The 12034-nt window shown below is 61.1% G+C and carries 8 protein-coding genes, 1 pseudogene and 1 riboswitch; all 9 genes and pseudogenes read left to right on the plus strand.

Annotated features, from left to right (window positions below):
- Positions 1–1564 (plus strand): M61 metallopeptidase family protein (locus tag C4334_RS13560; protein ID WP_352432627.1); only part of this gene is annotated, 1564 nt, incomplete at its 5' end.
- A gap of 20 nt (positions 1565–1584) precedes the next feature.
- Positions 1585–2652, plus strand: a complete 1068-nt coding sequence (locus C4334_RS13565; RefSeq protein ID WP_352432628.1) for a hypothetical protein — start codon at positions 1585–1587, stop codon at positions 2650–2652.
- Positions 2653–3067: 415 nt separating this feature from the next.
- A riboswitch (cobalamin riboswitch) is annotated at positions 3068–3246 on the plus strand.
- A gap of 225 nt (positions 3247–3471) precedes the next feature.
- Entirely contained in the window at positions 3472–5889 is a 2418-nt protein-coding gene (locus C4334_RS13570) for a TonB-dependent receptor (protein WP_352432629.1), read from the plus strand.
- A gap of 212 nt (positions 5890–6101) precedes the next feature.
- The gene (locus tag C4334_RS13575; protein WP_352432630.1) at positions 6102–6314 is read left to right on the plus strand and encodes a C1orf53 family protein; all 213 of its coding nucleotides are present in this window, start codon (positions 6102–6104) and stop codon (positions 6312–6314) included.
- Between the two features lie 169 nt (positions 6315–6483).
- On the plus strand, positions 6484–7386 hold the full coding sequence (locus tag C4334_RS13580) for an ABC transporter substrate-binding protein (protein WP_352432631.1): 903 nt from the start codon (positions 6484–6486) through the stop codon (positions 7384–7386).
- A gap of 114 nt (positions 7387–7500) precedes the next feature.
- Positions 7501–8289, plus strand: a complete 789-nt coding sequence (locus C4334_RS13585) for an ABC transporter ATP-binding protein (protein ID WP_352432632.1) — start codon at positions 7501–7503, stop codon at positions 8287–8289.
- Positions 8290–8863: 574 nt separating this feature from the next.
- On the plus strand, positions 8864–9262 hold the full coding sequence (gene rpsL / locus C4334_RS13590; RefSeq protein ID WP_352432633.1) for a 30S ribosomal protein S12: 399 nt from the start codon (positions 8864–8866) through the stop codon (positions 9260–9262).
- A 24-nt stretch (positions 9263–9286) separates the two neighbouring features.
- Positions 9287–9757 (plus strand): 30S ribosomal protein S7, encoded by a 471-nt coding sequence (rpsG, locus tag C4334_RS13595; RefSeq protein ID WP_352432634.1) that lies wholly within the window; start codon positions 9287–9289, stop codon positions 9755–9757.
- 60 nt (positions 9758–9817) lie between these two features.
- A pseudogene (gene fusA / locus C4334_RS13600) lies at positions 9818–11914 on the plus strand (elongation factor G).
- Positions 11915–12034: the final 120 nt, after the last annotated feature.

Below are 12034 nucleotides of genomic sequence, written 5' to 3' on the forward strand. Positions count from 1 at the left end.
CCGACCCCCTGAAGGGGGTGGGATGCGCCCGCGCCGATCTTTAAACGAGGTCGAAGTGGAGCGTTCGCCGTTTGAATTAAAGCGGCGTTTGTTCCAAACTACCGCCTCGATGCCGAACGTCGTCCCGCCTGTCTCGCTCGTGCGCTGTGCGCTTTTCTTGCTCCTTGCGGCTTGCAGCGTCTTCGCGCAGGAGGCGCGCGTGCGTCTGAAGGTCTCTTCCGGTGGCGTGCTGGTCGAGGGGGCGCTCGCTATACCGCGCGCGGATTGGTCCTTCCGCCATTCCTACGCGGGCATAGGCGAGCTAGCGGAGAGAATCGGCCCCTTGTCGTTGCGCGATTCAACCGGCGGCGAAGTGGCGGTGCGCGCTTTAGCTTCGGGAGAATACCGTGCAGCGCGTCCGGCCAGCGATTTCCGTTACCGCGTTGATCTTTCGCGCTTGCCGACACCGGTTGCCGCCGCGCACATCTCTTGGCTCGCAGGCGAGCGCGGTCTGTTGATGCTCGGCGATCTTCTGCCGCAACAGATCGAGCGGGCGCGCGTCGAGATCGTGCTTCCCGCTGGTTGGCGCATGTTTCCGGCTGAGGCGGGTCGAATCGAAGAGGTCGCCAACGCTGTGTTTGCCGTCGGTGCAGATCAAAGCATCGTGGAGCGCAAGGCGAGAGGCATGCGCGTTTCAACGGTTATCTTCGGAGAATGGTCTTTCGCCGGTCAAGAACTGGCCCAGCACGCCGAACGCATCGTCGCCGAGCACGCGCGCGTCTTCGGTGGCGTGCCCAGAGAAAGGGCGACACTCATTCTGCTCCCATTCCCCAAAGCGGATGGCGCGCCGCAATGGGCTGCGGAAACGCGCGGCGCGACCACCATCTTCATCGCGCGTCCATCCTTTGCGCTCGCGCCGCTCGCCGTGTCGCTCGCGCACGAGCTCTTTCATCTGTGGGTACCCAACTCCTTGCCGTTGACTGGCGAATACGCTTGGTTCTACGAGGGATTCACGCTCTATCAAGCCATGCGCGCGGCGCAACGTTTGGATCTCCTTTCATTTCACGACTACCTTCGGGCGTTGGAGCGCGCAAGCAGCGCCTGGCTTGCAGATGATGGCCGAGATTCTTCGCTCATCGAAGCTGCCACGCGACGTTGGACCGGACAAAACGCGCTGATTTACAACAAAGGCATGGTGGCAGCCTTTCTCTACGATCTCGTTCTGCGGCAGCGGACCAAGAACCGAAGCTCGCTCGACGACATCTATCGCACGCTCTTTCGCCAGTATCACACCGCCGCGCCCCAAAACGGCAACGCGGCAGCGCTCGAAACTTTACGCTTCGGCGGGTTGATGTCCGACGTGGTGACCGAATTGATTGAGCGTCCTGGCGAGATGAAATTAGTCGAACGGCTTGCGCCGCACGGCTTGCGCGCCGAAATCGCCAACGGGCGCGTCCGCCTCCTGATCGAAGACCAATTGACGCCCGCGCAACGGGACTTGTGGCGCGGACTCGGTTACAATCCACTCGATGAGCGAGGGCGTCGGCAGCGCGCGCGGCTCAGAAAGCTGCCGCGCGAAGACTGAACGCCCTTGACGTTGAGACCATGAAACCGTGGCTCCGACTCATGCTGCTCGTGCTGTGGACGCTAGCCGTAGTCGCTTGCCACCCCATCTCGGGCAAGGAAGACGCCGGGATCGTCATCGCGCGGCGCGCGCAAATTCGCAGTTCGACGGCCGTCGTCGCTGCCGACTTGCTGGCAGTGGAACGCGGCGCCAAACTCGACATATTGGATGAAACGGCGGCGGAAAACGGTGAACGCTGGTACCGCGTGCGTGCCTACGATGTAGATCGAACCGAAGGCTGGATCGAAGCGCGCAACGTCTTGCTCGAAAAGATGCTCGAGCAATCGAAAAAGCTAGCCGAAGAGGACCGAAATACCCCGGCACAGGCGACGGGACAGTTGCGCGCTGCCAGCAACTTACGTCTGACGCCAGATCGGACCAGCTCCGAAAACGTCCTCATGCGTCTGGAGAGCGGCGCGCGGTTTGAGATCGTCGGGTGGAAGCGCGTGCCCAAGCCTAGAGCAGACACGGTTGACCTCGACGATGCGCCCAAAGGGAGCAACGCGCGCGGGCGAACGGCAAGCGAGGAGCCGAAAGCGCCAGCCGAAGAGTACGAGCTGTGGTACAAGGTGCGACTCGACCCATCGGTTTCGCCTGCGCCCGCTGGTTGGGTCTATGGCAAGCAGGTTGAATTGGCTGTTCCGAGCGACATCATCTTCTACCGCACGGGAAGAGAGTTCGTCGCTTGGCAGCGACTCGATGATGACACAGAGCAACGTGGAGCCAAAGGGAGCGATGACGCGCGCCCTGGCAGTTGGGTCATCTTGGAGAAAAGCAGCGCTGGTGGTCCACCCAAACCGAACGACCCGGATTTCGATCGCATCTTCGTTCTCGGCTACGATCCTGAAAAACAGGAACACTACATCGCCTACCGCAGTGGCAACGTGCGCGGACGACTCCCGCTGCGCGTCGAGGGAAGCGGACGCGAGAAGTTCATCGTCGTGCGCTTGGAGGATGCCAAAGGTCAAGCGACGGAAGCGCGTTACCGCGTGCGGCGTGATGAACGCGGCATCTTGCGCGTCGAACCTCCGAGTCAAGTCAAACGCTGAAAGCTGCCAGTGGGCGCGGACTCTGCCGGGCAATGGCGCGCACAACCGTCAGAGACCTTTCCGCGCGTTGGCGCATGAAGTCCTTGGCGAAAGCAGCCCCAGACGAAGAACAAACAAAATCGCCCACGCACAAGGGGGACGTAAACGGCACCGGGTCGCCTGACTCAGATCGCGCGCGGTGATCTCCATGGGGCCATCGCAATGGGGTGGACGGTCAACGTCCGCTTGACCCAACTCGCTCGCAATGGTAGATTCTGCATTCTCGCTCGCCGGGAGAAGAGGCGATCCTTCGGTTCATCAAAGGCTGAACTGCAACAGGTTGTGGGTTTCGGTTTGTGTAAACACAATCTGTTGTGTAACGTGCCCTTCGCGGCGACGCGCGTTCTTTGATTCGGTTCATCGCCGTTCGGTCCGCACGTGACCGACCGTTGCAGGTTCAAGGGAAGTTGGGTGCGAAGCCCACGCGGTGCCCGCCACTGTAACCGGCGATGTATGGCTTCACCGTCGCGTGGTCACTCGCGAAAGCGGGGAAGGCCGTGAAGCCATGCGTTTGAGTCGGGAGTCAGGAAACCTTGCCTGCGCTAAAGACGGAGGCGACCGCTGTGCTCCGGGACCAGAGCGAGTGGCGTCGGCGAGAAAAGCTTTTGCGGTGTCGCAGTGTGCGCTGCGGCCGCGGCGTCTTTTCGCGCTTCAGCCCTCGACTTCCGGCTTGGAAGATCGAGGGCTTTCGCTTTCAGCGCGTTGGTGTCTCTCTTCGCGCGCTTTTTCCCGCCAGCGGATCTGCCCTCCGACGATCTTCAAGAGAGGAGCTAACCCTGAATGCAGAAGATGAGGATCTGTTTGCTCGTGTTCTTGTTCTCCGGTTCTGTTTTTGCGCAAAGCGGCGCCGCGTTGCGCGGGCGCGTCACCGATGCGCGCGGAGCGAGCATCGCGGGCGCCGTGGTCACTCTTTACGCGCGCGCCCGATTGATGAGTTTGGCGACCGTCACCGACGGAAACGGGGAGTACAGCTTTCGCGCGTTGCCCGCCGGTGAGTACATCCTCCAAGCGGAAGCTCCCGGCTTCTCCCGGCAGGCGCGCACCGTGGTGGTGGAAGGCGAGACGACGCTCGATATCGCGCTCGCCCCTGCAGGCGTTAGCGCAAGCGTTGTCGTCAGCGCCGCCGACGGAGCGCAGACCTTGGATGAAGTGGCTAAATCCATCAGCGTTGTGGACCGGCTGGAGATGGAAGAGCGCGACAAGATTTTCGTCGCCGATGCGTTGCGGCGTGTGCCCGGGCTGCGCGTACAACGATTAGGCACGCCAGGCGCGCTCGTATCGATCAAGATGCGTGGGTTGCGCAATCAAGACACGGCGGTGTTGCTCGATGGATTTCGTTTGCGCGACCCTTCGGCACCACAAGCTGATGCGACCGCGTTCTTGAGCGATCTAGTGGTGACCAATCTCGATCGCGTCGAGGTGTTGCGCGGTTCGGGGTCATCCACCTACGGCACCAACGCCATCGGCGGCGTGGTGCAGATCGTAACGGACGCGGGCGGTGGCCCGACACGCGGCGAACTGTTGGTCGAAGGCGGCGGCCTCGGCATCTTTCGCGGGCGAGCGCAAGTTGCTGGCGGCGTCGCAGACGACCGCTTCATCTACAGCTTCGGCCTCAGCCACGTGAACACGACGCGCGGATTGGATGGAAATGACCGCGCGCGCAACACGAGCGCGCAAGGGCGCGCGCAGTTCTTCTTCACGCCGAAAGTGGCGTTGACGGCGCGGCTCTATGCCGTCGACTCTTTCTTGCAGTTGAACGAAAGCCCGCAAGCCATTGGAACGCTGCCATCGAACGGGATCATCGACGCCGTGCCTCTTCCGCTCGCCGAACTGCGTCGCTACGAAACGGGCACGCCCATTTCTCGGCTCAACATCGGCGGAGCGAACTTCATCCCGCAAGCCGACGACCCGGATAACTCGCAAGCGCAGAGGTTAATCAGCAGCGCCGTACGGCTTGCCGTTCGTCTGCGCGACGACGCCGGATTTACGCTCGGTTATCAAGCGCTCGACGTGCGTCGCATCTACCGCGATGGCCCGGCAGGCGTATCGGCTTTCGAACCGCGCGGCAATACACGCTCTGATTACGACGGGTTGGTCCACACGCTGGATGCTCGTGTTGACCTAGAGCCGTTCGGCGGAAACCGCCTTGTCATCGGGTACGAGTTCGAGGAAGAGAGCTTCGATAACCGATCCACGCCCGTCAATCGAGCCGACGCCTCGCGCGTCCGCGTGACCGAACGGAGCCATGCCTTTTACGCGCAAGATCTGGTACGGGCATTGGATGACCGGTTGCAGATGCTTTTGGCTTTTCGCGCACAGCGTTTCTCGCTCGAACGCCCGCGCTTTGAGCCGCTCGCGCGCGCGCCTTACCAGAACGTCGTCTTCACCGCACCACCCAACGCTTACACGGGCGATGGCGCCATCGCTTACACGTTCCGTTCGACCGAGACGAAGCTGCGCGCACACGTTGGCAACGGATACCGTGCGCCTTCGCTCTTCGAAAGGTTCGGCACTTTCTTCAGCAACTTCTTCGGTTACTCCGTTTACGGCGACCCGCGCCTGCGGCCCGAACGCGCGTTGTCGGTCGATGGCGGCCTGGACCAGAGCTTCGCCGATGGGCGCGTTCGCGCTTCGGGGACCTACTTCTACACGCGCTTGCAAGAGACGATCGAATTCGATTTCTCGGGGGCGATCAATCCGGCCACCGATCCTTTCGGACGTTTCGGCGGTTATCTGAACCGCGCAGGCGGTTTGGCGCGCGGCGTCGAAGCGAGTCTCGAAGCAGCTCCAGCGCGTGCCTTCAGGCTCTTCGCCGCTTACACCTATACGAACAGCATTCAACGACAGCCGCAAGTTGCAGGCAGCGGCGTGATCCGTTCGCTCGTCATCCCGAAACACCAGTTCAATCTGTTGGCGACGCAACGGCTGGCGCAGCGTTTAACCATCGCGTTCGAGTTGATGGCGACGAGCAGCTATTTAGCCCCGATCTTCGATCCGAACTCTTTTGCCAGTCGCGTCTATCGTTTTCGCCCGCTGGTCAAAGCCGATCTGACGGCGAGCTACGCGCTGCCGCTCGCCGAGCGTAAAACGCTTCGCCTTTTCGGCACAGTCGAAAATCTCTTTGATCGCGCGAATTACGAGAGCGGTTTTCGCACGCCGGGCGCAACGGCGCGTGCCGGAGCGGCATTGAGCTTCTGAGCGATGGGCGCCTTGGGGCGTGCTGTTTCATCCGAGCGGCTAGAACGGCGTGAGCGCAAGCGGAACAACGGGCGGAAGGTGAACTCGGCGTTTTGCTGCAATCGGTTGCGCCAGGAGGAAGTTCGCCACGAGCGGAGGTGCTTGATGCGGACTTGACGTTTTGCTGCAATCGGTTGGCCCTGAGGCGCGAGTTGAATGGAGCGCATTGGAGATTGAGCGAAAGACTTGAACTGATCGAAGGCGAGGACTACTACTGGGAAGGCGCCGTGATGGTCTTCACGGCGCGCTTTCACCTCAAGCGGGGCCGTTGCTGCGGCAACCGCTGCCGCCATTGCCCTTATGGCAATAGCGTGCAACAAGGAGGCACAATGCGCGGCGCCGAAGGTCTGCCCGAGCCGAATCAAAGTCCGAGTGAAAGCACCTGAAGACGGCGGCGCCTTGGGGTTAGGCGGCGCGAAGGTCTCGGTCTTTGGAGAAAAAGCAAGCCGCAAATGGGGCGAAGGTGGTTTCGACGTGAGATCCGGGAAGAGCCTTGCACTACTGTTGATCGTCACTTGTTCGTTCGGCGCGTGTCGCCGGGCAGAACCTTCGGCGGTGACCGAGCAGCGGGTGCCGCGGCGCATCATCTCGTTGAGTCCGAGCGTGACCGAGATAATCTATGGCATTGGCGCATTCGACCGTGTTATCGCCGTTTCCGACTACTGCCGATATCCGCCGGAAACGGGGCATCTGCCGCGCGTCGGTGGGTGGGCTAATCCCAACGTTGAACGAATCGCCGCGTTGCAGCCTGATCTGGTGATCGTGACGGAAGTGCAAGCCCCGTTTGTGCGCGAGCGTCTCGAAGCGCTGGGGATTCGCGTGCTCGTTGTGCCCGGCCAAACGCTCGATGATGTTTTCATCGCCATGCGCGCGATCGGCGACGCGACTGGCAAAAGAGATGAAGCCGCACGACTCATCGCGGCGACGCGCGCTGCGCTCAGTGCTGTCAGCGAGCGAACACAGAAGCTGGCGCGCCCGCGTGTGCTCTGCATCGTCGATCGTGTGCCGGGAACGCTGCGCGACCTCTACGCTGCAACCGAAGGCAGCTTCCTCTTCGACCTGATTCGCATTGCAGGCGGCGACCCGGTTGCGCCGCCCGCTGGCATAGGTTACGGTCGCATCTCCAAAGAAGCGGTGGTCGCGCTCGATCCCGACGTGATCATCGACATGGTGCAAGGGGCCGAAGGGCGTCTGGCTGAAGATCCGGTGGCCGTATGGCGAGCGGAGTTGCCGCAACTTAAAGCTGTGCGTCAGGGGTGCGTTCATCCGATCAAAGATGTCTCCGTGCTACATCCGTCGCAATTTGTCGGCTCTACAGCGCGTCTTTTCGCCGAGATCATTCATCCGGAAATCTTCGGTCGCGCAGAGATGAGCGAAGCGCAAAGAGCCAGATCTCCGGTGCGGAAAGAGACAACGAACGGGCTGTGGGGTGGAGCGCACGGGATCGGTGGGACCTAAAGGAGTACGGCGCAAACGTTGTAGTTGCGGTCGAGCGCGGCAGAAGGTCGAGCGCTTGCGCTCAAGTCGCGGGTTGGAACGCATAGGACCGAACCTTTCGTAAGGCGTTCGAGGATGACGGACAAAAAGGTCCTTTTGGAAGCGCGCGATCTCGTTTTCGCTTATCCGGGCGGACCGTTCGTAGTCTGCGGCGCGTCGCTCCGGTTGCAACGCGCCAGCGTCAGCGCGCTCATCGGTGCCAACGGTTCGGGCAAATCGACGCTGATCCGCCTGCTCTGCGGCCTGCTTCGACCGCAACGCGGCGAAGTCCTTTTCGCTGGCGCGAACCTGCATGCCATGCAAGCGCGTCGGCGCGCGCAGCTCATCGGCTACGTCCCACAGATGACGCACACCGTTTTCCCGTTCACCGCGCTTGAAGTGGTGCTGACCGGGCGCTCGCCTTACACGCCACGCTTCCGGTTCGAGGACGAACGCGACCGGCAGGTCGCTTTGGCGGCTCTGGCTGCGGTGGAAGCGGCGCATTTGGCCGAACGCCCGATGACGGAGCTTTCCGGCGGCGAGCGCCAGATGGTCATGCTGGCGCGCGCGTTGGCTCAAGAACCGGACTGCCTGTTGCTGGATGAACCCTCTTCCTCGCTCGATCTGCGACATCGTGCCGCACTCGTGCGCCATCTACGTCGCCTGCGCGACGAACGAGGCTTGACGGCGCTGGTCGTCACGCACGACCTGTCGTTGGTGGACGCGCGTTTCGATCAGGTTTGTGCGATGCGCTGTGGCGCGATTGTGGCTGCCGGTAGCCCCTACGAAGTGTTGCGCGAAGAGGTGCTGCGCGACGTTTACGCCGACGCAAAGATTCGCGCGCTGACCGCGGATGAACATATCTTCGTCTGGTCGGAAGACTGACTATGGCGCACGGCACAAGTGCGCCGCTGGGCGTTCAATCTTTGAGTCAAGGCCAAACTTTTCGGCGTAGGCTCTCGATCCTCCTTGAATTTCCAGCGGAAGCTGAAACAAGGCGCCGCCCACACCTCGCTTGACAGATAATGAGCCATCGTGTATATTCCGCCCTTTGGACTGCAACGTCCAAGGAGCACTTGTCAGAAGAGCAACGTCGAAAGTGGTTCTGTTGGTGCGGAGGCGTTGCTTGGCAGAGGCCGGCATTTCTGCCAACGGGTCGGACTGTTATTGTGGCGTAAAAGGCCGCGCGGCGCTGACGATCTGGTGAGATGGTCGCCGCGGCTCGCTCGAAGACGAAGATTCTTGCCTGTGTAGCGCGACGCCACAGACAAAGTCGGGCTGGAAGGGGGCCAAGATCCGCACCCGCCGACGAGCGACGTCAGAACTCCCTCGAATAGGTTTTTGGGGTAAGCGAACCGCGCATCTTGCGCTGACTGCCGGACAGTCGTTCCGGCAAGAGGCAGGTGAACGGGCGGGTTTGCGTTTCGGATTCAGGTTTTCGAACGGAGAGGATTCAGTCGTGCCGACCATCAGTCAGTTAGTTCGCAAAGGGCGTCAAAAGGTCAAATACAAGACGGCCAGTCCAGCGCTGCAAGGCAATCCGCAAAAGCGCGGCGTCTGTACGCGCGTTTACACGCAAACGCCGAAGAAGCCCAATTCGGCGCTGCGCAAAGTGGCGCGCGTGCGTTTGACCAATGGGATCGAAGTGACGACCTACATCCCAGGCGAGGGGCACAACCTGCAGGAGCACTCGATCGTGCTCATCCGCGGCGGGCGCGTCAAGGATCTGCCGGGCGTGCGCTATCACGTTATTCGCGGCACGCTCGATGCCGCCGGCGTCGCCAACCGCAAGCAGGGGCGTTCCAAGTACGGCACCAAGCGGCCCAAGACCGGGGCGGCGCCAGCCGCCAAGAAGTGAGCTGGAGTTCGAGAGGCGAGACGTATGCCGAGACGAAGGGTTGTCGAAAGACGCGAGGTGTTGCCTGATCCCATCTACAACAGTCCGTTGGTGACCAAGTTCATCAACTGCATGATGTGGGACGGGAAGAAATCTTTATCGGAGAGGATCTTCTACACGGCGCTCAACCGCGTAGCGGAGAAGACCGGCGAGGATCCGCTCAAGCTGTTCAAACGAGCCGTGGACAACGTTCGCCCGACTGTGGAGGTCAAATCGCGGCGCGTCGGCGGTTCGACTTATCAAGTGCCGGTGGAGGTTCCGACCGAACGGCGCGGTAGCTTGGCGATTCGTTGGATCATTCAAGCGGCGCGCAACCGCGGCGAAAAGACCATGATCGAACGGCTGGCCGCCGAGTTGATTGACGCGGCCAATAACCGCGGCAGCGCCGTCAAGAAGAAAGAGGACACGCACCGCATGGCGGAGGCCAACAGAGCTTTCGCCCATTACCGGTGGTAGTTCGCCCGAAACGCTCCGTTTATCTGGCGGATTGAGGGCGATTTTCGAGAAGTAGTAGTTATGCCGAAGCACGACCTAAAAAGATTTCGCAACATCGGCATCATGGCACACATCGATGCCGGTAAGACAACGACCACCGAGCGCATACTGTACTACACGGGCGTCTCGCACAAGCTCGGCGAGGTGCACGAAGGGACGGCCACCATGGACTGGATGCCGCAAGAGCAGGAGCGCGGCATTACGATTACGAGCGCCGCGACGACCTGCTTCTGGCGTCGGTTCGGTCAAGAGTACCGCATCAACATCATCGACACGCCGGGCCACGTCGATTTCACCATGGAGGTCGAACGTTCCCTGCGCGTGCTCGATGGGGCGGTTGCCGTCTTTGATGGCGTCGCGGGCGTCGAGCCGCAGTCTGAGACCGTTTGGCGGCAGGCCGATAAGTAACGCGTCCCGCGCATTTGCTTCATCAATAAACTCGATCGCGCTGGCGCATCCTTCACCCGTTCGGTCGAATCCATCGTCAACCGCCTCGGTGCCAACCCCATCCCCATTCAAATTCCCATCGGATTGGAAGATGAGTTTCGCGGCGTCGTCGATCTGATCGGCATGCGCGGTCTCGTCTGGAAGGACGAGACCAAAGGGGCCGAGTACGTCGTGATCGACATCCCAGAGGAACTCAAGGAAGAGGCCGCTGCCGCGCGCGAAAAATTGTTGGAGGCGGTGGCCAGCATCGACGATGACCTGATGGTGAAGTATATCGAGGGCGAACAGATCACGGAAGACGAGATCCGCGCGGCGTTGCGCCGCGGCACCATCGAACAGAAGCTCGTTCCCGTGATCGGCGGCGCGGCCTTCAAGAATAAAGGCGTGCAGCCGTTGCTCGATGCGGTCGTCGATTACCTGCCAAGCCCGCTTGACATCCCGCCCGTTGAAGGCACCAATCTAAGAACCGGAGAGATCGAGACCAGACCCGCCGACGAAAAGGCTCCGTTCAGCGGTTTGGTCTTCAAGATCATGACTGACAAACACCTCGGTCAGCTCTCCTACGTCCGCATCTACAGCGGCAAGATCACTGCCGGATCCTACGTTTACAATTCGACCAAAGATTCCAAAGAGCGTGTCGGGCGCTTGATGCGCATGCACGCCAACAAGCGCGAGGACATAGACGAAGCGAGCGCGGGCGAAATCGTCGCCATTGGTGGGATGAAGAACGTCTCCACGGGCGACACCATTTGCGATGAGGCCCATCCGATCGTGCTCGAAGCGATGGAGTTCCCAACGCCAGTGATTCGCGTTGCTGTGGAGCCGAAGACGCGCGCTGACCAAGATAAGTTGAGCACGGCGCTGCAACGTTTGGCGCAAGAGGACCCGTCGTTCAACGTCTCGACAGATCAGGAGACAGGCCAGACGATCATCGCCGGCATGGGCGAACTTCACTTGGAGATCATCGTCGATCGCATGAAACGCGAGTTCGGCGTGGAGGCCAACGTCGGACAGCCGCAGGTCGCTTACCGCGAGACGATTACGCAGCCGGCTCCGGGCAAGGCGATCTTCAAGCGACAGACCGGTGGACGCGGCCAGTACGGTCACGTCGAGATCGAGATCGAGCCAGCGCCAGGTCAAGGGTTCGTCTTCGAGAACTTGATCACTGGCGGCGTCATTCCCAAAGAGTTCATTAAACCGACCGAAGAAGGCATTCGCGATGCCATGGAGCGAGGCTATTTGGCCGGCTACGAGATGGTGGACATCAAGGTCAAACTCGTCTTCGGATCCTACCATGAAGTCGATTCGGACGAGCGCTCGTTCCACATCGCCGGGAGCCTCGCCTTTCAAGACGCCGTGAAGAAGGCCGCGCCGGTGTTGCTCGAACCGATCATGCGCGTCGAGATCGTCACGCCCGAAGAGTACATGGGGGCGGTCAACGGCGACTTGATGTCGCGGCGCGGGCGTATCGAAAAGATGGAAGCGCGTCCTGGCGGCGTGCAGGTGATCACGGCGCTCGTGCCGTTGGCCGAGATGTTCGGTTACACGACCGATTTGCGGTCGCTGACGCAAGGGCGCGCGACCTCGACCATGCACTTCGAGCGGTACGAACAGGCGCCCAAGCAGGTCGCTGATGAGGTGATTTCGCGCGTGCAAGGCGTCGCGAAGTAGGTATTGAACCTGAATCGAACAAAACGGAGTCCTAAAACTTTCGAGGAGAGAGCGAGGATTGGAAGAAGATGAGCAAAGAGCGGTTTGACCGGACGAAGCCACACGTGAACATCGGGACGA

Origin of the sequence: Pyrinomonas sp., assembly GCF_040289685.1 — a bacterium.
GTDB lineage: Bacteria > Acidobacteriota > Blastocatellia > Pyrinomonadales > Pyrinomonadaceae > Pyrinomonas.

What these genes read in the sequence shown, in the direction of transcription:
- rpsG (WP_352432634.1), top strand. Translation starts at nt 9,287, where the DNA reads ATGCCGAGACGAAGGGTTGTCGAAAGACGCGAGGTGTTGCCTGATCCC.
- C4334_RS13585 (WP_352432632.1), top strand. Translation starts at nt 7,501, where the DNA reads ATGACGGACAAAAAGGTCCTTTTGGAAGCGCGCGATCTCGTTTTCGCT.
- C4334_RS13565 (WP_352432628.1), top strand. Translation starts at nt 1,585, where the DNA reads ATGAAACCGTGGCTCCGACTCATGCTGCTCGTGCTGTGGACGCTAGCC.
- C4334_RS13570 (WP_352432629.1), top strand. Translation starts at nt 3,472, where the DNA reads ATGCAGAAGATGAGGATCTGTTTGCTCGTGTTCTTGTTCTCCGGTTCT.